This window comes from Rhodanobacter sp. UC4437_H4, assembly GCF_052978425.1.
Map to the genome: position 1 here is coordinate 88,983 of NZ_CM129673.1, position 25,751 is coordinate 114,733.

Annotated in this window: 28 protein-coding genes; 14 read left to right on the plus strand and 14 right to left on the minus strand. The window is 68.9% G+C overall.

The annotated features are described in order from the left end of the window. The first annotated feature begins 110 nt into the window (after positions 1-110). Together apbC and ACVCL3_RS00495 are read left to right on the plus strand one after the other, a co-directional pair. Entirely contained in the window at positions 111-1,205 is a 1,095-nt protein-coding gene (gene apbC / locus ACVCL3_RS00490; protein ID WP_447098671.1) for an iron-sulfur cluster carrier protein ApbC, read from the plus strand. After that, positions 1,202-1,744 carry an NADPH-dependent FMN reductase gene (locus ACVCL3_RS00495; RefSeq protein ID WP_447100163.1) on the plus strand — a complete coding sequence of 181 codons (543 nt, stop codon included), beginning with the start codon at positions 1,202-1,204 and terminating at the stop codon, positions 1,742-1,744. Before apbC ends, ACVCL3_RS00495 begins: the two co-directional genes overlap by 4 nt. Positions 1,745-1,762: 18 nt before the next feature. Here the strand turns inward: ACVCL3_RS00495 and ACVCL3_RS00500 are convergent, their stop codons facing one another. After that, a complete protein-coding gene (locus tag ACVCL3_RS00500; protein WP_447100164.1) occupies positions 1,763-2,743 on the minus strand; it encodes an IS110 family transposase in 981 nt (326 codons plus the stop codon). Between the two features lie 422 nt (positions 2,744-3,165). Here ACVCL3_RS00500 and dcd point away from each other — a divergent pair, with 422 nt between their 5' ends. Together dcd and ACVCL3_RS00510 are read left to right on the plus strand one after the other, a co-directional pair. Further along, positions 3,166-3,732 carry a dCTP deaminase gene (gene dcd / locus ACVCL3_RS00505; RefSeq protein WP_395119089.1) on the plus strand — a complete coding sequence of 189 codons (567 nt, stop codon included), beginning with the start codon at positions 3,166-3,168 and terminating at the stop codon, positions 3,730-3,732. A 94-nt stretch (positions 3,733-3,826) separates the two neighbouring features. After that, positions 3,827-4,306, plus strand: coding sequence for a hypothetical protein (locus tag ACVCL3_RS00510; RefSeq protein WP_395119087.1), 480 nt, complete (start codon positions 3,827-3,829; stop codon positions 4,304-4,306). A 66-nt stretch (positions 4,307-4,372) separates the two neighbouring features. Here the strand turns inward: ACVCL3_RS00510 and pcp are convergent, their stop codons facing one another. From pcp to ACVCL3_RS00550, 8 genes are read right to left on the minus strand one after another with little or no spacing between them, the layout of a single operon-like run. Further along, on the minus strand, positions 4,373-5,029 hold the full coding sequence (pcp, locus tag ACVCL3_RS00515) for a pyroglutamyl-peptidase I (protein ID WP_447100165.1): 657 nt from the start codon (positions 5,027-5,029) through the stop codon (positions 4,373-4,375). A gap of 14 nt (positions 5,030-5,043) precedes the next feature. Then, on the minus strand, positions 5,044-6,012 hold the full coding sequence (locus tag ACVCL3_RS00520; protein WP_395119083.1) for a 5-oxoproline transporter, DUF979 family subunit: 969 nt from the start codon (positions 6,010-6,012) through the stop codon (positions 5,044-5,046). A 2-nt stretch (positions 6,013-6,014) separates the two neighbouring features. Next, entirely contained in the window at positions 6,015-6,704 is a 690-nt protein-coding gene (locus ACVCL3_RS00525) for a DUF969 domain-containing protein (protein WP_395119081.1), read from the minus strand. Further along, complete coding sequence (locus ACVCL3_RS00530) at positions 6,701-7,465, minus strand: LamB/YcsF family protein (protein ID WP_395119079.1); 765 nt, start codon at positions 7,463-7,465, stop codon at positions 6,701-6,703. The genes ACVCL3_RS00525 and ACVCL3_RS00530 overlap by 4 nt, the downstream gene beginning before the upstream one ends. A gap of 10 nt (positions 7,466-7,475) precedes the next feature. Beyond that, positions 7,476-8,456 (minus strand): 5-oxoprolinase subunit C family protein, encoded by a 981-nt coding sequence (locus ACVCL3_RS00535; protein WP_447100166.1) that lies wholly within the window; start codon positions 8,454-8,456, stop codon positions 7,476-7,478. Then, positions 8,453-9,160, minus strand: a complete 708-nt coding sequence (gene pxpB, locus ACVCL3_RS00540; RefSeq protein ID WP_447100167.1) for a 5-oxoprolinase subunit PxpB — start codon at positions 9,158-9,160, stop codon at positions 8,453-8,455. The genes ACVCL3_RS00535 and pxpB overlap by 4 nt, the downstream gene beginning before the upstream one ends. A 1-nt stretch (position 9,161) precedes the next feature. Beyond that, positions 9,162-9,581, minus strand: coding sequence for an HIT domain-containing protein (locus tag ACVCL3_RS00545; RefSeq protein WP_447100168.1), 420 nt, complete (start codon positions 9,579-9,581; stop codon positions 9,162-9,164). Beyond that, the gene (locus tag ACVCL3_RS00550; RefSeq protein WP_447098679.1) at positions 9,578-10,246 is read right to left on the minus strand and encodes a dienelactone hydrolase family protein; all 669 of its coding nucleotides are present in this window, start codon (positions 10,244-10,246) and stop codon (positions 9,578-9,580) included. Before ACVCL3_RS00550 ends, ACVCL3_RS00545 begins: the two co-directional genes overlap by 4 nt. Positions 10,247-10,355: 109 nt before the next feature. Here ACVCL3_RS00550 and rimO point away from each other — a divergent pair, with 109 nt between their 5' ends. From rimO to phnD, 3 genes are all read left to right on the plus strand, one after another. Next, entirely contained in the window at positions 10,356-11,693 is a 1,338-nt protein-coding gene (gene rimO, locus ACVCL3_RS00555; RefSeq protein ID WP_447100169.1) for a 30S ribosomal protein S12 methylthiotransferase RimO, read from the plus strand. A gap of 6 nt (positions 11,694-11,699) precedes the next feature. After that, entirely contained in the window at positions 11,700-12,509 is an 810-nt protein-coding gene (locus ACVCL3_RS00560) for a DUF3025 domain-containing protein (RefSeq protein WP_447098681.1), read from the plus strand. A 195-nt stretch (positions 12,510-12,704) separates the two neighbouring features. After that, on the plus strand, positions 12,705-13,700 hold the full coding sequence (gene phnD / locus ACVCL3_RS00565) for a phosphate/phosphite/phosphonate ABC transporter substrate-binding protein (protein ID WP_447100170.1): 996 nt from the start codon (positions 12,705-12,707) through the stop codon (positions 13,698-13,700). A gap of 18 nt (positions 13,701-13,718) precedes the next feature. On the opposite strand, the gene greB is transcribed toward phnD, so the two are convergent. From greB to ACVCL3_RS00580, 3 genes are all read right to left on the minus strand, one after another. After that, positions 13,719-14,228: a transcription elongation factor GreB gene (gene greB, locus ACVCL3_RS00570; protein ID WP_447098683.1), complete on the minus strand. Its 510-nt coding sequence runs from the start codon at positions 14,226-14,228 to the stop codon at positions 13,719-13,721. Next, positions 14,225-15,475: a hypothetical protein gene (locus ACVCL3_RS00575; protein ID WP_447100171.1), complete on the minus strand. Its 1,251-nt coding sequence runs from the start codon at positions 15,473-15,475 to the stop codon at positions 14,225-14,227. The genes greB and ACVCL3_RS00575 overlap by 4 nt, the downstream gene beginning before the upstream one ends. Positions 15,476-15,747: 272 nt before the next feature. After that, entirely contained in the window at positions 15,748-17,256 is a 1,509-nt protein-coding gene (locus ACVCL3_RS00580; protein ID WP_395119059.1) for a helicase HerA-like domain-containing protein, read from the minus strand. A gap of 128 nt (positions 17,257-17,384) precedes the next feature. Between ACVCL3_RS00580 and ACVCL3_RS00585 the strand changes: the two genes are divergently transcribed. Next, positions 17,385-18,869 (plus strand): lytic transglycosylase domain-containing protein, encoded by a 1,485-nt coding sequence (locus tag ACVCL3_RS00585; RefSeq protein ID WP_395119057.1) that lies wholly within the window; start codon positions 17,385-17,387, stop codon positions 18,867-18,869. A 34-nt stretch (positions 18,870-18,903) separates the two neighbouring features. On the opposite strand, the gene ACVCL3_RS00590 is transcribed toward ACVCL3_RS00585, so the two are convergent. After that, positions 18,904-19,350 (minus strand): hypothetical protein, encoded by a 447-nt coding sequence (locus ACVCL3_RS00590; RefSeq protein WP_395119055.1) that lies wholly within the window; start codon positions 19,348-19,350, stop codon positions 18,904-18,906. 110 nt (positions 19,351-19,460) lie between these two features. Continuing rightward, on the minus strand, positions 19,461-20,330 hold the full coding sequence (gene asd, locus ACVCL3_RS00595) for an archaetidylserine decarboxylase (RefSeq protein ID WP_447100172.1): 870 nt from the start codon (positions 20,328-20,330) through the stop codon (positions 19,461-19,463). Positions 20,331-20,506: 176 nt separating this feature from the next. Between asd and prmB the strand changes: the two genes are divergently transcribed. The 6 genes from prmB to ACVCL3_RS00625 all read left to right on the plus strand — a co-directional run bounded on the left by prmB (position 20,507) and on the right by ACVCL3_RS00625 (position 25,616). After that, entirely contained in the window at positions 20,507-21,433 is a 927-nt protein-coding gene (gene prmB, locus ACVCL3_RS00600; protein WP_395119051.1) for a 50S ribosomal protein L3 N(5)-glutamine methyltransferase, read from the plus strand. Between the two features lies 1 nt (position 21,434). Continuing rightward, positions 21,435-22,001 carry a GNAT family N-acetyltransferase gene (locus ACVCL3_RS00605; RefSeq protein ID WP_447098688.1) on the plus strand — a complete coding sequence of 189 codons (567 nt, stop codon included), beginning with the start codon at positions 21,435-21,437 and terminating at the stop codon, positions 21,999-22,001. Between the two features lie 141 nt (positions 22,002-22,142). After that, positions 22,143-23,231 carry a chorismate synthase gene (gene aroC / locus ACVCL3_RS00610; protein ID WP_395119047.1) on the plus strand — a complete coding sequence of 363 codons (1,089 nt, stop codon included), beginning with the start codon at positions 22,143-22,145 and terminating at the stop codon, positions 23,229-23,231. Between the two features lie 30 nt (positions 23,232-23,261). Next, positions 23,262-24,251, plus strand: a complete 990-nt coding sequence (locus tag ACVCL3_RS00615) for a 2-hydroxyacid dehydrogenase (RefSeq protein WP_447100173.1) — start codon at positions 23,262-23,264, stop codon at positions 24,249-24,251. A gap of 34 nt (positions 24,252-24,285) precedes the next feature. Then, the gene (locus ACVCL3_RS00620) at positions 24,286-25,317 is read left to right on the plus strand and encodes an aspartate-semialdehyde dehydrogenase (protein WP_395119043.1); all 1,032 of its coding nucleotides are present in this window, start codon (positions 24,286-24,288) and stop codon (positions 25,315-25,317) included. Positions 25,318-25,319: 2 nt separating this feature from the next. Continuing rightward, positions 25,320-25,616, plus strand: a complete 297-nt coding sequence (locus tag ACVCL3_RS00625; protein WP_447098690.1) for a hypothetical protein — start codon at positions 25,320-25,322, stop codon at positions 25,614-25,616. Positions 25,617-25,751 lie beyond the last annotated feature (135 nt).

Sequence of the window (25,751 nt, forward strand, 5' to 3'; positions counted from 1 at the left end):
AGCTGCATTGCGCCATGGCTGCCGGTGCGCCGGTGAGGCGCTGATCTGTGTCAGCCGGCCGTCTGCGGCGCGCTGGCATAATGGGCGTCTCTCTCGACGACCGAACCGACATGACGCAGGTGAATGAAGCCCTGGTCCGCCAGATCCTGGGCGGGTTGATCGACACCCACACCGGTGCCCCGCTGGGCGAGGCCGTGCGCGCCGTGGGCGTCGACGGCGGCCGGGTTTCGGTGGACCTGCAGCTTGGCTATCCCGCCGCCAGCGCGATCGGAGCGATCACCGCGCGGGTGCGCGAGGCGTTGCAGGCCGATCCGGGCATCGAGTCGGCGACGGTGTCGATCACCAGCCGCATCCACGTGCACAAGGTGCAGGGCACGCTGGGGCCGCTGCCGAACGTGAAGAACATCATCGTGGTCGCCTCGGGCAAGGGCGGCGTGGGCAAGTCCACCGTGTCGGCCAACCTGGCGCTGGCGCTGCAGGCCGAGGGCGCGAAGGTGGGCGTGATGGACGCGGACATCTACGGCCCCAGCCAGCCCACCATGCTCGGCGTGCACGGCAAGCCCGCCTCGCCCGATGGCAAGAGCATCCTGCCGATGCAGGCGCACGGCATGCCGGTGATGTCGATCGGCTTCCTCGTCGAAGAGGACACGCCGATGATCTGGCGCGGCCCGATGGTGACCCAGGCGATGATGCAGCTGATCACCGACACCCGCTGGGAACAGCTCGACTACCTGGTCATCGACCTGCCTCCGGGCACCGGCGACATCCAGCTCACGCTGTCGCAGAAAGTGCCGGTGGCCGGCGCGGTGATCGTCACCACGCCGCAGGACATCGCCCTGCTGGACGCGCGCAAGGCGCTCAAGATGTTCGAGAAGGTCGAGGTGCCGGTGCTTGGCGTGGTGGAGAACATGGCCACCCACGTCTGCTCCAACTGCGGCCACGAGGAGAACATCTTCGGTGAAGGCGGCGGCGAGCGCATGGCCACGCAGTACGGCGCGGCCTACCTCGGCTCGCTGCCGCTGGACATCCGCATCCGCGAGCAGACCGATGGCGGCAACCCCACGGTGGCGGCGATCCCCGATTCCGACCTTGCTGCCCGCTACCGCGAGATCGCCCGCAATACCGCCGGCCGGCTGTCGCGCCAGCCGCGCAACAAGTCGCTGGGTCTGGGCAAGATCGTGGTGCAGGGCGTGCCCTCTGCATGACGGCGCCGCGGCGCGTGCTGTGCCTGTGCGGCAGCTTGCGCCGGGTATCGTCGAATCGCGCCGCGCTGGAAGCCGCGTGCCAATTGGCCGCGGCACCGCTCGAACTGGTGTTGCACGACACGCCGGGCGCGCTGCCGCTGTTCAATCCGGATGACGAGGTCGATCCGTTGCCGCCATCGGTGCTGGCGTTGCGCGAAGCAGTCGGCGCCGCGGATGCGTTGCTGATCGCCTGTCCCGAATACGCCCACGGCGTGCCCGGCGCGTTCAAGAACCTGCTCGACTGGCTGGTCGGCAGCCTGGAGTTTCCCGGCAAGCCGGTGTTGCTGCTGAACACGGCCGCGCGCGGTTCGCACCATGCGCAGGAGGCACTGGCCGAGATCCTGTTCACCATGTCGGCCCGGTTGCTGGCGGCACGGCCCGTGCCGGTGGCATTGCCGGGCGCCGGCTGCACCGCGGCGCAGGTGCTGGCCAGCGCGGAACGCTGCGCGGAATTGCACGCAGCGCTGGACCTCCTGGCCGCGCTTCCACCCCGCCCGTAGATACCGTCTTGCCGTCCGTCAGGCAAGCGCGATGCTGGGGTCGAAATTCTTACCTGAGCGGATAACCCCCCAAGCGAGGTGGAGCAGCTTGCGCATGGCGGCACCCAGCGCCAGTTTGCGTGGCTTGCCGCGAGCGACCAGTCGATCGAACAAGGCGCGCACGGCGACGTTGTGGCGGATCGCCGTCATCGCCGGCATGTAGAGCTTGGCGCGCAACAAGGCGTGACCGAGCTTGGACAGGCGGCTTTGACCGATCCACTTGCCCGACTCGCGGATGGCGGGATTCATGCCGGCGAAGGCATCGAGCTTGCGCGGGTCGTCGAACCGGCGCAGGTCGCCCGCACAGCCCAACATGAAGGCCGCCGTCAGCTCGCCAATCCCCGGAATGGAGGTCAGCAGGCCGGCATCGCGGCGTAAGTCCGGATCCGAGTCGATGTGGTTGTCGATTTCCTTCTTCAGCTCTGCGATCTGGGCGTCCAATGTCTCCATCACGTCGGCGATGGAGCCGCGCACCGCCTGATCGCTGACGTCCAGTCGGTTGCGTTCCATCTGGCGCATGCCCTCCAGATCGTTCAGCCGGTGGATCAGGGCGCGCAGTTTGCGCTGGGCGGGCGTGGGCGGCACCCACGGCCGCAAGGTGGTGCCCACCTGCAACTGCGCCATCGCAAAGCGGGCGATCAGCTTGGCATCGGCATGATCGGTCTTGGTCCTCGACAACTCGCTCTTGGCATAGGCGGCGACCTGGGCCGGGTTGGCCACGTAAACGGTCACGCCGCGCTCGACCAGGAAAGTGGCCAATGCTTCGTGATACACGCCCGTCGCTTCCATGCACACCGCCGCTCCCGGCACGTGGCGATCCAGCCAGTCGCTCAGCAAGGTGAAGCCGGCGGGCGTGTTCGGCAACTTCGCTTTGGTGCGGTACTTGCCCTTCGGTTCCAGCGGCGCGGCCACGTCAAAGGTTGCCTTGGCCACGTCGATGCCAACCATGGATTCTGTCATCAGCCAATCCTCGTTCGGTTCAGGTGTCCGACCATCGAAGATCCGCCAAGCCGATCCTTACACGTGCAGGCTCACGCCAGGGGCGGGCCTAAGATACCGTTGCAGCTTGCGGCAGATAAAACGGAACGGGGGCGCGAATCTACGGCGCAGGCGCGAAGCCAGAGGAGCCCGACGGCGTCTCCCCGTTCCCACCGATGATCAGTCGGCGATTCTCCCCCAACCTCCGAGGAGAATCGACACATAAGGAGCCCGCTCGCGGGCGATGCTCCTGGCCGGGATTCGGGGTTCGCAAGAGTATCGCCCGCGAGCGGGCTCCTACGGGTGACGAAGGCCAGCCGGCTGGCGTGGCGGTACCCCGACCATGTATTTTTGCCGCTTTGCGCCCGGTTGGTTCGGGCTGCCCGCAATCGACCGGAGAGCGCGTGAGCATCAAATCCGACAAGTGGATCCGCCGCATGGCCCAGGGCCAGGGCATGATCGAGCCGTTCGAGCCGGGCCAGGTCAAGCAGAACGACAGCGGGCGCATCGTTTCCTACGGCACCTCCAGCTACGGCTACGACGTGCGTTGTGCGCGCGAGTTCAAGATCTTCACCAACATCAACTCGACCATCGTCGATCCCAAGGCATTCGACCCGAACAGTTTTGTCGACGTGGCCTCGGACGTGTGCATCATCCCGCCCAACTCGTTCGCGCTGGCGCGCACGGTGGAGTACTTCCGCATCCCGCGCAACGTGCTGGTGGTGTGCCTGGGCAAGAGCACCTACGCGCGCTGCGGCATCATCGTCAACGTGACGCCGCTGGAACCGGAATGGGAGGGGCACGTGACGCTCGAGTTCTCCAACACCACGCCGCTGCCGGCGAAGATCTACGCCAACGAGGGCGTGGCGCAGATGCTGTTCTTCGAGTCCGACGAGGAGTGCGAGACCAGCTACAAGGACCGTGGCGGCAAGTACCAGGGCCAGCAGGGCGTGACCCTGCCGCGTACCTGACCCCGCCTGCCTGAACGGCGGCGCGCGACAACCGCCGTCGGCGCCACGGACTGCTAGACTTCACCGTTGCCACGACGCCTTCCGGGAGAGCTGCATGAGCCGAATGTCCACCCTGCTTGTCCGCATGTCCGCCGCGATCGTGCTGGGCAGCGTGTTGCTGCTGGCCGGTTGCCACCGCAACCAGGTCAAGAACGAGCAGCACCTGGCGGCGTCGATGAAGGGCGAATTCAGCCTGACCATGCAGGCGTACAAGGACGGGCAATTCCTGATCGATGGCGCGGTGCTCTCGGCGCTCGACGCCGGCAGTCACTTCGCCTACCTGCGCGACCAGGGCAAGCTGCCCGCGAAAGTGCTGTTGATCGACAGCGACGAGGCCAAGGTCGGCAAGAAGCACCTGCAGTATCTGGCCCGCATGTCGATCGACTACGGCTTTGCCGCGTATTTCTTCGACCACAAGGGCCGCCTCACCCAGATCAGCCCGGTCGACGTCAAGGCGCGCAAGCTGGAGGACCACCAGCAGCGCGCGCAGCCGTCCAGCGACGGCGGCGGCTACGAGCCCTCGCAGCAGCACTGAACCGCCGCGACCGCGGCACCGCGAAAAGCCCGTGGCGTGAGCCGCGGGCTTTTTGTCGAACGGCGATCAGGCGATCGTGCCGCCGCCGAGGCGCAGGTCGGCGTGCGTGACGGCCGCCACCCGCAGCGCGATCTCCAGGCCGCGCACCATGTCGTCCAGTGCCATGCTGGGCGCGCCGGGCCGCGATGCGGCCTGCAGCGGCAGCCACGGGATGTGGATGAAGCCGGCGCGCACGCGGCGCTTGGGCGCGCTCCAGTGCAGCGCTGCGTAGGCGAGGTGGTTGCACACGTAGGTGCCGGCCGTGTGCGAGATCGCGGCGGGCAGTCCGGCCTCGTGCAGGGCCGCCAGCATCGCCTTCAGCGGCAGGGTGCTGAAGTAGGCCGCGGGCGCGCCGGGGATCACCGGTTCGTCGATCGGTTGGGCGCCGGCGTTGTCGGGAATCCGCGCATCCTGCAGGTTGATCGCCACGCGTTCCAGCGACAACTGCGCGCGCCCGCCAGCCTGGCCCACGCCCAGCACGATCGCCGGCGTCGTTTCCCGCAGGGCGGCCTTGAGCAGGCGCAGCGAGGCGGCGAACTCGGTCGGGATTTGCCGCGCCACCACCCGATGCCCGTCGATGCGCCGCCCGTGCAGGGCGCGCGCGGCTTCCCACGAGGGGTTGACCGTCTCGCCGCCGAACGGGTCGAAGCCGGTCAACAGGATACGTGGCAAGGTTTTGCTCATCGGGCCTCGCGCGTTCATCGAAACACCAGCAGCCACATCATGGTGAACGTGCTGGCGAAGATCCACAGCGCGCTCCAGGCCTGCGCCTTGATCACGCCGTAGGGGTTGCGCAATTCCAGCAGCGCCGCCGGCACCAGGTTGAAGTCGGCCGCCATCGGCGTCAGCAGGGTGCCGCAGTAGCCGCACAGCATGCCCATCGCGCCGAGGATCGCCGGGTGCGCGCCGTGCTGCTGGATCAGCAGCGGCAGGCCGATGCCGGCCATCATCACCGGAAAGGCGGCAAACGCGTTGCCCATGATGACGGTGAACAGCACCATGCCCAGCGCGAACACCGCCAGTGCCGCGGTGGCGTTGCCAGTGGGCAGGAAATCGGTGGCGATCTCGGCGATCGCCGCGCCCACGCCGCTCCGCGTGAACACCTGGCCAAGCGCCGCGAGCAGCAGCGGCAGCAGGGCGGCCCAGCCGATCGCATCGAGCAGTCGCCGGCCCTCGGCCACACCTTCGTGCACCGGCGTGCGCGCCACCCTTGCGGCGGCCAGCAGGGCGATCACGCAGGCCAGCGCCAGCCCGGTCAGCGTCATCTGCGACTGGGCGAACAATGCGAACTGCCCGATCACCAGGTAGCCGCCGAACAACGCCACCAGCAGGGTCACCAGCGGAATCAGCAGGGCTGGCCCGAACAGCCGGTGGCCGAGTTCGATCGCCGACTGCAGGCGTTGTTCGGCGCTGCGGTTTTCCGGATGCGCCTGGCGGCGCAGCCGCGGCGCCAGGCAGGCCAGTGCGATCACGCCGATGCCGGCGATCTGCGCGGGCAGGGCGTTGCCGGCCGCCGACTGCGCCAGGATGAAATCCCCGGCGCCGAACAGCAGGCCCAGCACGATCCAGAAGGCGGCATGCCAGCGGTGGCCGTCGCGCAAATTGCGCCAGCCGCTGTAGAGCAGGAAGGCGGCGATCAGCCAGTACGCGTGTTCGATCCGCAGCATGCTCAGGCGCCCCGCTCGCGGCGGGCGGCGCGTCGTTGCAGCCGGCGCTGATACAGCCAGATGCGTACCGACTGGATGACGAACGCGGCCACTGCCGTGGGCAGGGCCCACAAGGCGATCGCCAGCGGACTCAGCTCGATGCCATGCTGGGTGTAGAAGGCCTGGATCAGCAGCACCGCGCCCAGCGCGATGAACACGTCCTCGCCGAAGAAGCGGCCGATGTTGTCGGTGGCCGCAGCGACCGCGCGCAGCTCCTCGCGATCGTCCTGGTCCAGCTCGGGCAGGATCTTCTGCGCCGCGGCCTCGCCCATCGGCGCCAGCAGCGGGCGCACGGTCTGCGCCGCGCCGGCCACGCCGGTCAGGCCCATCGTGGCCAGCAACTGGCGCAGCAGCAGGTAGCCGATCAGCAGCCGCGCCAGGGTCAGGTTCTGCAATCGCGCCATCCAGCGCTGGGCGTGTTCGCGCAGGCCGGCGCGCTCGAGCAGGCCAATCGCCGGCAAGGTCAGCACGAACAGCAGCAGCATGCGCTGCGACACGAAACTGTTGCCCAGCAGGGCGAGCAGGTCGGCCACCGACAGGCCCGCCAGCAGTCCGCTGACCAGGGCCGCCACCACCACCACCGGCACCGCGTTGAAGCGCAGCGCGAAGCCGATCACGATCACCGCCACGCCGAGCAGGGGCCAGTAGTTCATGCCTCCCCCGTTGCCGTGATGGTCACCCCGGCCGCTTCCAGCCCGGCGCGCAGGCTGCGCGCCAGGCGTGCGGCATGTACGCCGTCGCCGTGCAGGCACAGCGTGTCGGCGCGCATGGCGATGGTGCTGCCGTCGATGGCGGTGACGGTGCCGTCGAGCGCGATCTGCAAGGCCTGCGCAGTGGCCAGTCCGGCATCATCGATCACCGCACCGGCTTCGCTGCGCGGCTGCAGCGTGCCATCCGGCCGGTAGCGACGGTCGGCGAATGCCTCGGCGGCCACCGCCAGGCCCTGCGCCGCGCCCGCGTCGACCAGTGCCGATCCGCTCAGGCCGAACAGCCGCAGGCGCGGGTCGAACTGGCACACCGCCGCGGCGATCGCATCGGCCAGCGCGCGATCGCGTGCCGCCATGTTGTACAGCGCGCCATGCGGCTTGACGTGGCTCAGCCGGGTGCCGGCGGCGTGAGCGAAGCCGTGCAGCGCGCCGAGCTGGTACAGCGTCATCGCGTGCACCTCGGCGGGTGTCACGCGCATCTCGCGGCGGCCGAAGCCCTGCAGGTCGGGCAGCGAGACGTGGGCGCCGATCGCCACGCCGCGCTCCATCGCGGCGGCCACGGTCTGCTGCATGGTCATGAAGTCGCCGGCGTGGAAGCCGCAGGCGAGGTTGGCCGAGCTGACCACATCGAGCAGCGCAGCGTCCTCGCCCATTCGCCAGGCGCCGAACGATTCGCCGAGGTCGCCATTGAGGTCGATGCGCGTCATGCAAGGCCAGTCATGCGGGGAGGAGTCCGTCGTGTTGCAGTCGTCGCGCGATCTGCCGGTACAGGGCGTCGAGCGCCTGCTCGCGGCGCCGCAGGCGATCGGCAGCCTGTTCCAGTGTGCCACGGCGAAAGCATACGGGATCGCCCGGCCGGCGTTGCGCCAGGCGCGGAAGATCCGCCGCGGCAAGCTGGCCGATGCGCGGATAGCCGCCGGTCACCGGCGCCTCGGCCATCAGCACGATCGGCTGGCCGGACGGCGGCAGTTGCATCGTGCCGGGCAGGGTTGCCTCGGAGATCAGTTCCAGCGGCGCGCGCAACTGCAGGCGTGCGCCGTCCAGACGGCTGGCGGTGCGGTTGCTGTCGCTGGCGACGCGGAAAGTGCCGGTGTGCAGTGCTTGCCGCGACACCTCGTCGAGTTGCGCGTGGTGGCTGCCGGGCAGCAGCATGAGCGGCGTTTGCGCGAAGTCGAACCATGGCCGCGGGTCGAGTCGCCATGGCAGGGCGTGGGGATGGTTCGCCGGCGCCGCGCTGCTGGCGGCGTTGCCGACCGGCAGCGTGTCGCCGGTTTGCAGCGCGCGGCCGAGCCCGGCGTGCAGGTCGCTGCTGCGGCTGCCCAGCACGGCGGCCACGTCGAAACCCCCGCGCACGGCCAGGTAGCTGCGGCAGCCGGCGGCCATGCGGCCCAGTTGCAGCACGCTGCCGGCGGGCAGCCAGCAGGCTGTCCAGGTCGGCAAGTCGGTGTCGCCGGCCCGGGCGGCGATCGGCGCACCGGTGATCGCGATCCATGTCGCGCGCTCGAAGCGCAAGGTTGGCCCGAGCAGGGTGCATTCGAGCGCCGCCTCGTTCCCGCGATTGCCGACCAGCGCGTTGGCCAGGCGCCAGGCCGGCAGGTCCATCGCGCCGGCGCGGCCCACGCCGATCGCTGCATGGCCGGGGCGGCCGCGATCCTGCAGCGTGCCGAGCAGGCCGGGCTTGAGCACGCGCACGCTCATCGGTGCCGCGCCGCATCGAGGTCGGCGAACTCCTCCGCGTCGATCGCGCGGAAGCGCACGCGGTCGCCGGCGGCCAGCAGCGAAGGTTCGCTTGCGTCGGCGTCGAACAGGCGCAGCGGCGTGCGCCCGATCAGATGCCAGCCGCCGGGCAGTTCGGCCGGATAGATGCCGGTCTGCGCGCCGCCGATCGCGACGCTGCCGGCAGGCACGCGGGTGCGCGGGTCGCGTCGGCGCGGCATCGCCAGCGTGGGATCGAGCCCCAGCAGGTAGGGGAAGCCTGGCGCGAAGCCGAGCATCGCCACGCGGTAGTCGACGCCCACGTGGCGAGCCACCACCACCGTCCCGGACAGGCCCAGGTGCTGCGCCAGTTCATGCAGATCCGGGCCGTGCGGGCCGCCATAGCACACGGGGATTTCGTGGATGCGGCCAGCGCCGGCCGGCGCGTGGCGGGTTTCCAGCGCGATGCGCGCGGCCCGTTCCACGCGCTGGTGCGCACTCGCCGCCTCGTCGCCTTGCCACGCCGCCGGCGCGAATCGCAACAGCACGCTGGCATAGGCTGGCACGCATTCCAGCGAAGGCAGATCCCGCAGCGCGGCCACGGCGGCGTGCACGCGGTCGTTGAGCACCGGCTCGATGCGGTCGCCGAAGCGCAGCAGCAGCGCATCCTCGGCCAGCGGCTCGAACTGGATCGCGTCGGCCGGCACGCTAGCCGGGCGCCGCGAGTGCTTGCCGCAGCGCGGTCATCCGCTCGTGCAGCACGGCTTCGGCGCAGGGCTCGCGCTGGCCGTGGCCCCACACCGGGCCGGGCCAGCCGGCATCGCCCTCGCGACGCGCCACCACGTGCACGTGCAACTGCCGCACGATGTTGCCCAGCGCGCCCAGGTTGAGCTTGTCGCACGGCATTGCCGCGCGCAGGGCGGCGGCGGCGCGGTTGACTTCGTGCCACAGCGTGGCCTGTTCGCCCTCGTCCAGGTCGGCGATCTCGACCAGGCCGTCGCGGCGCGGCACCAGCACCAGCCAGCCGTAGCGCGCGTCATCCATCAGGCGCACGTCGCACAGCGGCAGCGAGGCGAGCAGGCGGGTGTCGGCGGCCAGCCGCGGGTCGAGGGTGAACGCCTCGCTCATGCGTTGGCCAGGTGCTTGTCGAAGAAGGCCAGCGTGCGCTGCAGCGCCAGTTTGGCGCTGGCTTCGTGATACGCCTTGCTGCCATCGCGGTTGAACGCGTGGTCCGCCGGGTAGGTGAACAGTTCCATCTGCGGCAGCGCCACGCGATGTTTCTCCACCATCTCCGGCGTGATGTTCTGATCCTTCTCGCCGAAATGGAACATCACCGGCGCCCTGGGCGCCTCGTGCAGGAACGGCAGGTTGCGCGCGCCGTAGTAGCTCACCGACGGCAGCCCCAGGCGCAGCGCGGCGAGCAGGGCGACGGTGCCGCCCCAGCAGTAGCCGACCGTGCCGATTTTCCCCGCCGAGGAAATGGCCTCGGCGGCGCTGGCGACGTCCTCGACGGCACGCTCCAGCCCCAGCTCGTTGACCAGGTTGCGGCCCTTGTTGGTGCCGACCTGGTCATAGGCCAGTTCCACGCCGCTTTCCAGGTGGTCGAAGAACGCGGGCGCGATCGCGGTATAGCCGAGCGCGGCGAAGTGGTCGACCACCCGGCGGATGTGCGCGGTGACGCCGTAGATTTCCTGGATCACCACCAGGCCGCCCTTGGGCTTGCCCTCGGCGGTGGCCATATAGGCGCCGATGCAATGGGTGCCGCCGGTGGGGATGGTGATGTCCTGGCCCATGGCTCTGCCTCGATCAGTTGCCGATGCGGCGATGGTAACCGCAGCGGCGAGGGCGTGGCCGTCACGTATAATCAACCGTTTTCGCGCCCTGCCACGGTAGCCGTCCGCCATGCCCCAGCCCACCCAGAAGATCGGCTTCGTCAGTCTCGGTTGCCCCAAGGCGCTGGTGGATTCCGAGCGCATCCTCACCCAGCTCAAGGTGGAGGGCTACCAGATCGTGCCCAGCTACGGCGAGGCCGACGCGGTGGTGGTGAACACCTGCGGCTTCATCGACGCGGCGGTGCAGGAGTCGCTGGACTCGATCGGCACCGCGCTCAACGAGAACGGCAAGGTGATCGTCACCGGCTGCCTGGGCAAGCGCGCCGAGCTGATCCGCGAGGCCTATCCGGACGTGCTCTCGATCAGCGGCCCGCAGGATTACGCCAGCGTGATGAGCGCGGTGCACGAGGTGTTGCCGCCCACGCGCAACAAGTTCCTCGACATCGTGCCGGACACCGGCGTGAAGCTGACGCCGAAGCACTACGCGTACCTCAAGATTTCCGAGGGCTGCAACCACCGCTGCAGCTTCTGCGTCATCCCCTCGATGCGCGGCAACCTGGTCTCGCGGCCGGTCGACGAGGTGCTGGTGGAGGCCGAGAAACTGGTCAGGGGCGGCGTGAAGGAACTGCTGGTGATCTCGCAGGACACCAGCGCCTATGGCGTCGACGTGAAGTACGCCGAGCGCCCGTGGCGCGGGAAGAACTACCGCACCCGCATGACCGAGCTGTGCGAAGGCCTGTCCGAACTCGGCGCGTGGACGCGCCTGCACTACGTCTACCCGTACCCGCACGTGGACGAGCTGATGCCGCTGATGGCGGGGGGAAAAATCCTGCCCTACCTCGACATCCCGTTCCAGCACGCCAGCCCGCGCATCCTGAAATTGATGAAGCGCCCCGGCAACATCGACAAGACGCTGGAGCGCATCCGGAACTGGCGCAAGCTGGTGCCGGAGCTGACCATCCGCAGCACCTTCATCGTCGGTTTCCCCGGCGAGACCGATGCCGAGTTCGAGGAGCTGCTGGACTTCCTGCGCGAGGCCGAACTGGACCGCGTGGGCGCGTTCGCCTATTCGCCGGTGGACGGCGCCAAGGCCAACGAGCTGCCCGGCGCGGTGTCCGAGGAACTGAAGGAGGATCGCCTCGAACAGTTCATGGCGGTGCAGGCGGAAATCTCCGCCGCCAAACTGCAGCGCAAGATCGGCCGCACGCTCAAGGTGCTGGTGGACGAGGCCGGCGTCGACGGCGCGGTGGCTCGCTCGGCCGCCGATGCGCCGGAGATCGACGGCTGCGTGCTGATCGCCGACGGCCAGCAGCTGAAGCCGGGCCAGTTCGTGGACGTGGTGGTCGAGGCGGCCAGCGAACACGACCTGCACGCGCGCCTGGCGCATCCCGCGCTCAAGATCGTGTAACGCGCCATGCGCTATGTGGCGCCGGCGCGCGGTGCGGTCGATCCGCAAGTGTTCGGCCGGATGCCGCTGGCCGCGTGGCGCGAGCACGCCCGGTTGGTCGAGGGCCGCGACTGGCCATCCATCGATGCGCTCAATGCCGCCCGCCCCGCCGGCATGCACGAACGCTTCGTGGCGCAGACCCGTGAACTGCTGGCCGACGGCCTGCACTACGAACAGCGCATCGCCGAACACGGCGCGATCGCTACCCGCGAACGCAACTGGCACGACCTGTTCAACGCACTCGCCTGGCTGCGCCACTGTGCGCTCAAGCGCGCGCTCAACGCGCGGCAGGTGGCCGAAATCGCCCGCATGGGCACCAGGCAGCGCTCGCGTGCGCAATGCGCACTGACCCATTTCGACGAGGCCGGCGTCGTGGTCGCGCTGCGCAATCCGGCGCTGCTGGCGCTGTGGAATGCGCATGACTGGCATGGCCTGTTCTGGCGCGAGCGGGAGGCGTGGTTCGACGGGCGCATCCATGTCGAGGTGTTCGGCCACGCCTTGCTCGAACACGCGCTGACACCGGCGCAACTGCTGGTGGGCAAGGCGCTGGTGGTCGCCGGGCCGCGGTTGTCACCGGGCGAGGTTCTCGAAGCCTGCGCGCAGGCCATCGGCAACGGCGATGTGCTCGGCGATCCGCTGGAACTGCGCCCCTTGCCGCTGGCCGGCGTGCCCGGCTGGCATCCGGACAACGAGCAGGAGGCTTTCGTGCGCGAGGCGGCGTGCTTTCGGCCGGTGCGGGCCGGGCGGAGTTACCCGCCGCCGCTGGCCGGAGGTTGACCGATCGCCCGGAAACCCTGCATCTGCATCCGGGCCGGCATCTTCCGCGACGCCGAAGCCCTCCCCGTGCTTGCCGGATCGACCGATCGCGACTATATACGAGCAATCGGGGAGCACGGGGTTCGAGGGAGCAGGGCATTGAATATCGCGGGTTTGCGACGACGCCAGGGGCGTCTCGGGCGTGGCGTGACGTGGATGCTTGCAGCCCTGCTCACCCAGGGTGTGCTGCTCGCGTGCGCCGGTGCGGGGACGGCGCAGGCAGCGACACCGATGGAGCCGATCCGCTTCGGCATCCTGCCGATCGGCAGCGCGGCCGAGTCGCTGGAGCAATGGCGGCCGCTGCTGGACGACTTGCACAAGCAGTTGGGCCACCCCGTGACCACCGTGTCGGTGAGCAGCTACGCCGGCCTGTCCGACGCCATCGGCGCGCAGCGGGTGGACGTGGCCTTTCTCTCCGGCAAGCTCGCGGTGGAGGCGGTGACGCAGCAGCAAATGCAGGTGTTCGCCCAGTTCGTGCGCAACGATGGCGTCAACGGCAACGTCGCCATGCTGGTGGTGCGCAGCGACAGCCCCATCCGCGATCTGAACGACCTGCTCGCCACGACCAGCCACGGCTGGCGTTATGCGCGCAGCGAACAGCTTTCGGTCACCGGCTATACCGCGCCGGAAGCCTACGTGTTCGCGCCGCGCGGGCTCAATTCGGACACCTTCTTCGCCAACGTGCGGGTGGGCGACCATCAGAGCAACCTGCTCGCCGTGGTCAACCGCGAAGTGGACGTGGCCAGCAGCAACAACCCGGACATGGACCTGTTCCGGCGCAACTTTCCGCGCGAGGCAGCGCAACTGCGGGTGATCTGGCGCTCGCGGCTGATTCCCTCCGGCGTGCTGGTGATCCGCGACGGCATGCCCGAATCGCTGCGCCACAAGCTCACGGCATTCCTGCTGGCCTACGGCAAGGCGCCCGGCGAGGTCGGCGAGCGCCAGCGCGAGCGGCTGGCGCGGATTCCGGACCTGGGCGGTTTCGCGGCGGAGACCAACCACGTGCTGCAGCCCTTCGTCGACATGCAGTACACCCTGCTGCGGCAGCAGGCCGAGCAGGGCCGGTGGATCAGCCCGCAGGCACGGCAGGCGCGGCTGGCGCAGATCGAACGCGACCACCAGCATGCATTGAAGCTGCTGCGGCCGCATTGAGCGGTCGACTGGCCCGCGTCAGGCTTCCTGCTCGTAATCCACCGACAGCACCACGAACTCCGCCCGCCCGCCCGGCAGCTCGGCGGAGAATTCGTCGTCGACGCGCTTCTTCAGCACGGCCCGCGCCAGCGGCGAGTCGATGCTGATCCAGCCGCGCCTGGCGTCAGTCTCGTCCGGGCCCACGATGCGGTAGCGGTGGACTTCGCCGCTGTCCACGTTCTCCAGCCCGATGCAGGCGCCGAAAAACACGGCGCGGCGATCGCCCGGCACGCCCTCGGCAACTTTCAGTGCGGGAATGCGTTTGCTGAGGTAACGCGCGCGGCGGTCGATTTCGCCGAGCTGTTTCTTGCGATAGGTGTATTCGGCGTTCTCCGAGCGATCGCCTTCGGCGGCTGCCGCGGCGAGGGCCTTCACCACTTCCGGGCGCAATACGTGCCACAGGTGGTCGAGTTCGGCCTTGAGCCGTTCGAAGCCGTCGCGGGTGATGATCGCGGTGGAGCCGGGCGAGGGCGGGCGCCAGCGGCTCATGCCGGGCTGGCCAGTTGTCGTCGCTGGGCGTCGATCTCGCCGCGCAGCGGGTGCTCGGGCCAGGCCGCGACGAGCCGGTCGAGCAGCGCTGCCGCGTCGGCGTGCTGGTCGGCATGGGCGGCCAGTGCGCGTGCGGCCAGCAGGCCGTAGTGCGGCGCCTGCGGGTCGCGTGGCCAGTGCGCGACATAACCCTGGCCGAGATGGATCGCGAGGCGGCTCATGCCCATCCGCACGGCCAGGTCGGCCAGGGCGCCGCAGGTCTGCGGGTCGTCCGGGATGAAGCTTGCGTCGATGCCGCAGCATTCCTGCAGCACGCCGAGGGCGCGCCGCGATTCGCCCTGGGCGATCAGCGCGGCAATCCAGATCTGGCCGTGCACCAGCAGGTCGTCGCGCAGGCCCTGCCGGTGCAGCAGCTCGCGGTAGAACTGGTGCACGGTGGGTGGCGCCGCGCGCTCGCGCAGTCGCGCGGCAAGTTGGCGCAACGCGGCCTGCGGATCGTCGGTTGCCTGCTGGCGCGCGGCATCCACCAGTCGGTCGTCGGCGTCCTGCCCGGAAGCCTTGGCCAGCTCCGGCGCTTCCGGCACCATGCCGAAACGCTCGTGGCGCTGGTGGATCATCGCGCCCATGAGATGAAAGGCGAGCACGATCAGGTAGGTGTAGGCGAATGCGAACAGCGGCAAGGCGAGCAGTCGCGGCAGCCGCGCAGTGGTGACCGAGGCGACCACGATCAGCACGCCGAGCAGCAGGTTGATCGCCACGGGGACCAGATACGCGCCGCCGAAACCGCCGATGATGCGCAACCAGTTGAGCGGATTGATGGCCAGCGCGAGGTTGCCGTCGAACGCCAGCGACATGTCGATCGCCGGCAGCACCAGCGCCGCCAGGAGCAGCACCGGCCACAGCAGGCGCGGGAAGAACACGATGGAGACCACGCACAAGGCGACCACCAGCAGGTGAATCGCGGTCAGTCCCCAGCCGCTGGCGCTGTTGCCGTCACTGCCCACGTCCGGCGGGTCGGCGTAGCCGTTGGCGGTGTGCTGCATGCAGTCCGCGGCATAACGCCAGGTGGCGGCCCAGACCAGCGCGCTGGCCAGCGCACCGACATAGCCCGGCAGCAGGCCGACGTAGTGGGCCAGCGCCAGCGCCACGCAGGTGGCCAGTGCGGCGCCGCGCAGCGGATAGCCGAAACCGTCCCGCAGGCGCTGCGCGAACGGCGTGTCGGCGGCGACGATTTCGACGCGCGGCATCAGAGCCTGCTCCATGTCTCCGCATGGCCCGCGCCGGGAGCTGTTTGCGCGCAGGCCAAGGAAGAACGAAGGAGTGGACGTCCGTCCACGACCGAGTGATGACGCAGGGATGCGGGCAAACAGACCCGGCCCTTCGGGTTGCCTTGCCGTGGCCGCCATGCGGCAGCGCGCGGCTTGACCTGCCAGCCAGGCAGGCGCTGCGCCACGCGCCACCACCTGACGGCCACGGCAAGGCAACGCGGGCTATGCGGAGACATGGAGCAGGCTCTCACTCAGCGCTTGCCGCCGAAGATGCCGCCCAGCACGCCGCGCAGGATCTGCCGGCCGAGCTGGCTGCCCGCGGTGCGCACCATCTGCTTGCCCATCGTCTCGATCATGCCCTGGCGGCGCTTGGTGCCGAACAGGGCGTCATGCACGGCGCCGCCCCAGCCGCCGTCCGCTTCCTTCGCCGAGCCATTGGCCGGCGCGTCGGCCGCCACGGTGGCGGCATTGGCGGCCTTGTCCTCGGCGCGCTTGGCCAGCATCTCGGCGGCCGATTCGCGATTGACCGTGGTGTCGTATTTCGCGCCCACCGGCGAGCGCTGGCGGATGGTGCCGCGCTCGGCCTCGGTGATCGCGCCGATGCGGCAGCACGGCGTGGTCACCAGCACCTGTTCCACCGGCGTGGGCACGCCGCCGTGGGCCAGCGTCGAGGCCAGCGCCTCGCCCACGGCCAGCTTGGTGATCGCCTCGGTGACGTCGAGTTTCGGGTTGGCGACGAAAGTTTCCGCCGCCGCCTTGACCGCCTTCTGGTCGCGCGGGGTGAACGCGCGCAGCGCATGCTGGATGCGGTTGCCGAGCTGGCCGAGGATCACGCCGGGCACGTCGTCGGGATTCTGCGAGCAGAAGTACACGCCGACGCCCTTGGAGCGGATCAGCCGCACCACCTGTTCCACCCGCTGCAGCAACGCCGGCGAGGCGTCGTCGAACAGCAGGTGCGCCTCGTCGAAGAAGAACACCATCTTCGGCTGGTCGAGATCGCCCACTTCGGGCAATTGCTCGAACAGTTCGGACAGCAGCCACAGCAGGAAGGTGGAGTACAGCCGCGGCTTCATGATCAGCTGGTCGGCGGCCAGCACGTTGATGATGCCGCGCCCGCTCATGTCCTGGCGCATGAGGTCGGCCAGTTCCAGTGCCGGCTCGCCGAAGAACTGGTCGGCGCCGTCGCCCTCGAGTTTCAGCAGGGCGCGCTGGATCGCCGCGATGCTGGTCGTGCTGATCAGCCCGTACTGGGTGGACAGCGCCTTGGCGTTCTCGGCGGCGTAGGTAAGCAGGGCGCGCAGGTCGGCCAGGTCCAGCAGCAGCCAGCCCTGGTCGTCGGCGGCCTTGAACACCACTTCGAGCACGCCTTCCTGGGTGTCGTTCAATTCCAGCACGCGGCCGAGCAGGGTCGGACCCATCTCGCTGACGGTGGCGCGCACCGGGTGGCCGAGCTTGCCGTAGATGTCCCAGAACACCACCGGGTTCGCCTGCGCCTTCCAGTCCGCGAGCTTGAGCTTTTCCAGGCGCGCCTTGAGCTTGTCGCCCGGCTCGCCGGCGGCCATCGCCAGGCCGGCCAGGTCGCCCTTGGCGTCGGCCAGGAAGCACGGCACGCCCAGCCGCGAGAAGCCTTCGGCCAGCACCATCAGCGACACGGATTTGCCGGTGCCGGTGGCGCCGGCGATCATGCCGTGGCGATTGCCGTAGTGCGGGTCCAGGCTGACGCTGGTGCTGTCGTTGCGGCCGATCAGGATGTCAGTCATGGCGGTCCTTCCATTGGTAGTGACGCGATTGTAGCCAACCCGGCGCGTGGCTCGCGGTTGTGACGCCGTGCGTTGAGTCCGGCTTCGCGGCCGGCTATGGTGAATGCTTTTTGCAGGTGAAGTTCTTCATGTCGTTGCCCCACGTGTTTCGCCCGCGGCACCTCGCGTCGCTTGTGCTGGCCTGCACCTTGCTGGGCGGCTGCGCCAGCAGCGGCGGCGAGAGGACCCCGACGCCGGCCGATGCGCTGTACGGCCAGTTGAACCAGGCCAGCAAGGGCTACGAGACCGCCTTGCAGCAGGCGCGCGAAGGCGACAGCGATGCGTCGGCACTGAGCCTGCGCCAGTCGCTCGACTTGCTGAAGCAGTCGTCGGCGAAATGTGCGGTCACCGCCGGCTGCGATCCGCAGCGCTTCTTTTCCGTATTCGACCGCCTGCTGCGCCTGAAAGATGGCGATTTCGACGACCTCCCGGATCTGTCCGGGGATGTCGAGTCGTCGCAGGCGGCGCTGGCCACCGGTCATGCCGGTGCGGCCAGCCTGCCGCAGGCGCAGCGCAGCGTGACGCTGCTGCACGGACAGAAGCTGTCGCAGCTGATCGCGATGAACGGGCCGGTGAAGGCAGCGCTGGAGATGTGGCTGACCCAGCGCCGGCCTTACCTGATGGACGCCTGGGTCAATTACCAGTACCTGCGCCACGATATGTGGCCGGCCTACCAGAAGGCCGACCTGCCCGAGGCGCTGCTGTTCGGCATGGTGGCCCAGGAATCCGGCGGCAAGGTGCACGCGGTGTCGCGCTCCGGCGCCTCCGGCCCGCTGCAGTTCATGTATTCCACCGGCATGCGTTTCGGGCTGGGCGTGGACAACGGCTTCGACATGCGCTTCGACCCGGCCGCTTCGGCGCGGGCCAATGCCGAATACCTCAACGAGCAGTTGCGCATCTTCAACAACAACCTGGAGCTCGTCATCGGCGCCTACAACGGCGGCGAAGGCCGCATGCGCCGCGCGGTGGGCGACGACCCGTCGGTGAGTTTCTACGACCCGCGCATCTACGACCAGATGTCGCCCGAGACGCGCGACTACGTGCCGGCGGTGCTGGCGGCGGCGTGGCTGTTCCTGCATCCGGACAGCTACAACCTGCGCTTCCCGAAGATCGACGGCGACCCCGGCAGCATCACGCTCAAGCGCGCCGCGTCGCTTGATGAGCTCACCGTCTGCCTGGGTTCGGCCGATGGCATGGAGGAGGGCTGGTTCCGCACCCTGCGCAACCTCAATCCGCGGCTCGACCCCGATACCAGCCAGCCGGTCGGCGCCACGCTGCGGGTGCCCAAGCGACTGGAGCGTGCCTATGCCGCCCGTTGCGTCGATGGTCCGTGGCCGATCCTCGCGGCGGACCTGCACCGTGCGACGGTGCCGGTGGTACCCGATCCGGCGCAGGCGCCGGCGAAGGCGGGTGCGCAGAGAACGACCACGTATCGCGTGCGCCGCGGCGACACCTTGATCAGCATCGTGCGCAAACTGCATTGTTCCAGTGTGCAGGAGATTTCCGAGATCAACGATCTCCAGCACCACCGCATCCGGGTGGGCCAGCATCTGAAGGTGCCGGTCTGCCGTTGAGGCGTGAGGCGCGGGGTGGGGCGCCGCCGCGCGGTCAGGCGACGGCGCTCTCCTGCATCCAGCTGTCCGAGGTATCGCTGCGGCTGCCGCCGCCGTGGAGCTCCTTGAGCTCGCGCAGCAACTGCAGCAACTGCCGGTGCTGGGCCTGCAGGTTGGGCTGGGTGGCGGTCTTGGTCTCGTGATAGGCGACCGCCAGCCACAGCGCGATGCCGCGCAGCGCGACCTCGGCGTTGTTCGAACGTGCACGCTCGTAGCCCAGGTCGGTGCCTTGTCCCCACGGCAGGTAGCGCGATTCCGGCGTGGTGCCGTACAGGTGCGGGAAATCACAGCGCGAGGCCTGGCCGATCTCGCGCAGGGTGAGCATGCTCAGCCGATCGCGGCTGCGCTTGGGCAGGGTCCGGATGCTGCGTTCGACATCGCGGAACTGGCGGCCAAGCTGGCGCGAACGCACCACCGCAAAGAATGGAGTGAGTATCTGCATGGTTCCCCTCGGCACAGGTTCGGCACGGCATGTTGGCCGGTCCGTCGCGAGGAGGTTAACCGGCCACCCCCGGAATTTGCGCGCATAGCGTCACAAAATGACGCGCAACGTCAGTTTTCGGGAAAGTGGCCGCCTGCCACCCTGATCTGACCGATCCGCTGGCCCACGCGAACCTGCTGTTGCGGCGGCAGCGGATCGACCGTCGCGCTGCCCGGCGGCAACAACACGATCACGGTCGAACCCATGTTGAAGCGCGCCATCTCGGCGAAGCGTTCCAGCGTGATGTCCTGCCCGGCAAACGATTTGCGGCGGATCGACGAGGCGTACGGCGGGATCACCAGGCCGTCCCAGACCGTGGCCACCGAAGAGACCAGGATCGCGCCGACCATCACCACCACGAAGGGACCGCGTTCGCCGTCGAAATGGCAGACCAGCCGCTCGTTGCGCGCGAACAGCCGCGGGATCGCCTCCACCGCGAATGGCGCCACGCTGAAGATGCGCCCCGGCACATGCACGGTTTCGCGCAGCGTTCCCTTCATCGGCATGTGCACCCGATGGTAGTCGCGCGGCGACAGGTAGACCGTCACGAAGCTGCCGTTGCGGTACGGCGCGGCGGCGGCCTCGTCGCCGCCGAGCAGTTCGGCGGCGGTGTAATCCTGCCCCTTCGCCTGGAAAATCCGCCCGTCGACGATGCGCCCGGCCTGGCTGATGCGCCCGTCGGCGGGCGAGAGCAGGGTGGCCGGATCGGCATCCGCCTGGCGCGCGCCGGGTTTCAGCTTGCGCGTGAAGAACGCATTGAAATGCTGGTAGGCCAGCGGGTCGGACTGCGCGGCCTCGGCCATGTCCACGTCGTAGTTGCGCACGATGGTGGCGATCAGCCAGTTCTTCCACGGCGCAAACGTCCAGCGCGTGGCCCAGTAGACCAGGCGGGACAGGAAGCGGTGCGGAAGGACGTATTGGAGGAATACCTTGAAAGTCATCCGGGCAGTATAGGGGCGAGGAGTGAGTGGAGAGGCAAGGAGTGAGTGGAGAGGAGTGAGAAAAGAGAGGAACGCATGGGATCGCCGGCAACTGCCTTGGCTTTCTGTCACTTGTCACTCCTCTCCACTCACTCCTCGCCCCTATACTTGCGGGCCATTCCGCTCCGGGCGCCACCGTGACTGCCGATCTCGCCACCATCATCGACTTCATCCGTTACGGCGCCAGCCGCTTCTCGGCCGCCGGGCTGACTTTCGGGCACAGCCACGACAACCCGATCGACGAGGCCACGCATCTCGTGCTGGCCAGCCTGCATCTGCCGCCGGACATTCCGCCGGCCTACGGCGCCGGCCGGCTCACCGCGGAAGAGCGCGCGAACGTGCTGGCGCTGATCGAGCGGCGCGTCAACGAGCGCCTGCCGGTGGCCTACCTGGTCGGCGAGACCTGGTTCGCCGGGCTGAAGTTCAAGAGCGACCGCCGCGCGCTGGTGCCGCGCTCGCCGATCGCCGAGCTGATCGAGACGGGCTTCACGCCGTGGCTGGACGAGCGCCACGTCGAGCGCGCGCTGGACCTGTGCACCGGCTCGGGTTGCATCGGCATCGCGATGGCCGAGTACAACCCCGAATGGCAGGTCGACATCGTCGACATCAGCGACGAGGCGCTGTCGCTGGCGCGCGAGAACATCGCGTTCCAGCACGTCGAGGGCCGCGTCGAGGCGATCCAGTCGGATCTGTTCGCCGGCGTGGCCGGGCGCAAGTACGACCTGATCGTCTCCAACCCGCCCTACGTCACCGAGGACGAGTACGCCGCGCTGCCGGGCGAATACGCGCACGAGCCCAAGCTGGGCCTGACCTCCGGCGCGGACGGCCTGGACCTGTGCCTGCGCATGCTGGACGAGGCGGCTGGTCATTTGACCGAGGACGGCCTGCTGATCGTGGAGGTGGGCGAGAGCGAGCACGCGCTGTCCGCGCTGCTGCCCGAGGTCCCGTTCGTGTGGATCGAGTTCAAGGTTGGCCCGATGGGCGTGTTCGCGCTGGAGCGGCGCGACCTGGTCGAGCATGCGGCGGCGATTCACGCCGCGGCTGTCGCACGCCGCCCGGGCTGACATGGAACTGGTCACGGCGCGACTGCGGATCGACCCGTTGCGCGCTGAAGACGCCGCGGCGCTGTTCGCCCTGCGCAGCGACCCCGTGGTGGCGCGCTACCAGGGTTGGCGGCCAGCCGATCTCGCCGCCGCGCGTGCCTTCATCGAGCGACAATCGCCCGCAGCCACTCCCGCCGGCTGGTTCCAGCGCGCGATCCGCCTGCGCGAGGACGGCCGGCTGATCGGCGATCTTGGCGTGAACCTGCCCGAGGATGCGATGGAATCGGTCGAGTTCGGCATCAGCCTCGCGCCGGCCGGGCAGGGCCGTGGCTACGCCGGCGAGGCCGTGCGCGCCCTGTTCGGGCAGGTATTCGGCCCGTGGCGCCGGCACCGCATCCACGCCTCGGTCGACCCGCGCAACCAGGCCTGCCTCGCCCTGCTGCGTTCGCTGGGCATGCGTCAGGAAGCCCATCACTGCGAAAGCCTGTGGCTGCACGGCGAATGGGTGGACGACATGATCTTCGCCATGCTCTCCCGCGAGTGGCCAGCGGCGCCACGGCAGGAGCCCGCTCGCGGGCGATGTTCTTGAACCGGGATGACCAGACATTCGTCTGTCGAGAGCCGGGATTGGGGATTCGGGATTCGCAAGATTAAAAAGGCATCGCCCACGAGCGGGCTCCTACAAGAGGGGTGGTGCCGGTATGCTCTGGGCTTTGATCCCGGACGCGCGATGTCAAGCAATTCCTTCGGCAAGCTGTTCACCGTCACCACCTTCGGCGAAAGCCACGGGCCGGCGATCGGCTGCGTGATCGACGGCTGCCCTCCGGGGCTGGCCATCGCCTCGGAAGAGTTCCGCACCGACCTCGAGCGCCGCGCCACCGGCCGCAGCCGCTACACCTCGCAGCGGCACGAGGCGGACGAGGTGGAGATTCTTTCCGGCGTGTACCAGGGCAAGACCACCGGCACGCCGGTCGCGCTGCTGATCCGCAACACCGACCAGCGCAGCAAGGACTACGGCGAGATCGAGCAGACCTTCCGCCCCGGCCACGCCGACTACACCTACTGGCAGAAGTACGGCATCCGCGACCCGCGCGGCGGCGGGCGCTCCTCGGCGCGCGAGACCACCATGCGCGTGGCCGCCGCCGTCGTGGCGAAGAAATGGCTGGCCGAACGCCACGGCGTGCACGTGCGCGGCTACCTGGCGCAGATCGGCGAGGTCGTGCCCGGTGCGTTCGACTGGAGCGCGGTGGAGCAGAACCCGTTCTTCTGGCCCGATGCATCGCAGGTGCCGGCGCTGGAGGACTACATCAACAAGCTGCGCAAGTCCGGCGATTCGGTCGGCGCGCGCGTCAACGTGGTCGCCGAGGGCGTGCCTCCTGGCTGGGGCGAGCCGGTCTACGGCAAGCTGGACGGCGACCTGGCCAGTGCGCTGATGTCGATCAACGCAGTCAAGGGCGTGGAGGTCGGCGATGGTTTCGCCGCCGTCGCCCAACGCGGGAGCGTACATCGCGATGAAATGCGTTTGGACGGCTTTACGTCCAATCACGCCGGTGGCATTCTCGGTGGCATCAGCACGGGACAGGCGGTGACCGCCTCGATCGCGTTGAAGCCCACCTCCAGCATCCTGATCCCCGGCCGCAGCGTGAACCTGGCCGGCGAGCCGGTGGACGTGGTCACCAAGGGGCGTCACGACCCCTGCGTCGGCATCCGTGCCACGCCCATCGCCGAGGCGATGATGGCGCTGGTGCTGATGGATCACGCCTTGCGCCATCGGGCGCAATGCGGCGACGTGGGGCCGGTCGCGCCACGCATCGCCTGAGGCCGAGCCACCGCCACCGGAACCCGTTCGATGACCGACAAGCCGCGCGTCTGGGTGTCCCGCCCCACTTTCCCCGGTGTCATCGCCCGGCTGGAGCCGCATTTCCAGGTGACCGTGGAGGAGACCGAACGCAAGTTCAGTCCTGCCGAACTGGCTGCCCGGCTGGCGGGGCAGGATGCGGTGATCGTCGGCCTCAAGGACCGCATCGGCGCGGCCGAAATCGGTGCGGCCGAGCGCCTGCGTATCGTGGCCAACCTTGCAGTGGGCTACGACAACATCGACGTCGACGCGATGAGCGCTGCCGGCATCGCGGTGTCCAACACCGCCGACGTGCTCAACGAGAGCGTGGCCGACTTCGCCTGGGCGCTGCTGCTGGGCGCGGCCCGGCGCATGACTGCGGCCGAGCGCTGGCTGCGTGCCGGCCACTGGCATGCCACCGAGTTCAAGGCGTGGCTGGGCAGCGACGTGCGCGGTCGCACCCTGGGCATCCTCGGCATGGGTCGCATCGGCCAGGCCATCGCCCATCGCGCGGTCGGCTTCGGCATGCCGGTGATCTACCACAACCGCTCGCCGCTGCCCGAGGCGGTCGAGCGCGCCTGCAACGCACGCCACGTGGACAAGGCGCAGTTGCTGGGCGAGTCCGATTTCCTGGTGCTGGCCTTGCCGCTGACGCCGCGCACCCGACACGCCATCGGCGCGGCCGAGCTGGCCCTGATGAAGCCGACCGCGATGCTGGTCAACGTCGCCCGCGGCGGCATTGTCGACGACGCCGCGCTGGCCGCGGCGTTGCGCGACCGGCGCCTGGCCGGCGCGGCGCTGGACGTGTTCGAGGGCGAACCGAAGCTGCATCCGGCGCTGCTCACGCTCGACAACGTGGTGCTCAGCCCCCATATCGCCAGCGCCACGACCGATACCCGCCGCGCGATGACATCGGTGGCGGTGGACAATGTGCTCGCGTTGTTCGGCCATGGTCCGCACGCAGGACGACCACCCAACCTCCTCAACCCGAACGTGCTGTGACCGGCACGCCTCCACTTCCAGAGCAACCCATTCCATGAGTCACAAGAGCAGTTACAAGGTCGCCATGGTCGGCGCCACCGGTGCCGTCGGCGAAGCCCTGCTGGCCATCCTCGCCGAGCGCGAGTTTCCGGTCAGCGAGCTGGTGCCGCTGGCCAGCGAGCGATCAGCCGGTGGCAAGGTCAGCTTCGGCGGCAAGCAGGTCACCGTGCAGTTGCTGGACACCTACGACTTCGCCGGCGTCGACATCGCGTTCTTCTCCGCCGGCGGCTCGGTCAGCCGCGAACACGCGCCGCGCGCGGCAGCGGCCGGCGCGGTGGTGATCGACAACACTTCGGAGTTCCGCTATCAGGACGACATCCCGCTGGTGATCAGCGAGGTCAACCCGCACGCGATCGCCCAGTACACCAACCGCGGCATCATCGCCAACCCGAATTGCTCGACCATGCAGATGCTGGTCGCGCTGGCGCCGATCCACCGCGCGGCGCAGATCGAGCGGATCAACGTGGCCACCTACCAGTCCGTCTCCGGTGCCGGCCGCAGCGGCATGGAGGAGCTGGGCCGACAGACCGCGGCCCTGCTGAATTTCCAAAGCGTGGAACCGGGCAAGAAATTCCCGGTCCAGATCGCGTTCAATGTGATCCCGCAGATCGACGACTTCCAGCCCAACGGCTACACCAAGGAGGAGATGAAGCTGGTGTGGGAGACCCGCAAGATCCTGGAGGACGAGTCGATCCAGGTGAACCCGACCGCGGTGCGCGTGCCGGTGTTCTATGGCCATTCCGAGGCGGTGCACATCGAGACCAGCGACAAGATCACCGCCGAGGAGGCGCGCGAACTGCTGCGCCAGGCGCCGGGCGTGGTGCTGATGGACGAGCGCAAGCCGGCCGGCTACCCGACCCCGGTGGCGCAGGCGGCCGGGACCGATGGCGTGTTCGTCGGGCGCATCCGCGAGGACATCTCGCATGAGCGCGGGCTGGACCTGTGGGTCGTCTCGGACAACATCCGCAAGGGTGCGGCCTTGAATGCGGTGCAGATTGCCGAGTTGCTGATCGAGGATTATCTCTGACCATGCGTGTCCTGCCGTCTCTTGCCGCCATCGGCATCCTGCTCACCGCGTCGGCCTGGGCCGCGCCGCCGGCCGGACCGGCCCGCGCCGGCTCGACGGCCGTCCCGGCGCTGCCGGCCGTACGGCAGCGGATGCAACGCAATCAGGTCGAGGTGAAGCGCCTGCAGCAGGAGGTGGCGCGTCAGGAATCAGCCAGCCAGCGCGCCAGCCGGCGCCTGGAGCAGCAGGACGCGCAGATCGCCGAGTTGCGCCGCCAGTTGTTGCAGGTGCAGGCCGCGGTGCCTGATGACCACCCATGACGGGGTGTCCGGGGCAAGAACCGGCAGCAGCAATGTGTCGCAAGTATTCGCCGCGGCTATTGTTGATTGCGCTTCTTGTAACTAAAGTGGCGGCACGGTGACGCGGCCGCCGCCCTGGTGGCGGCATCTTTTCAA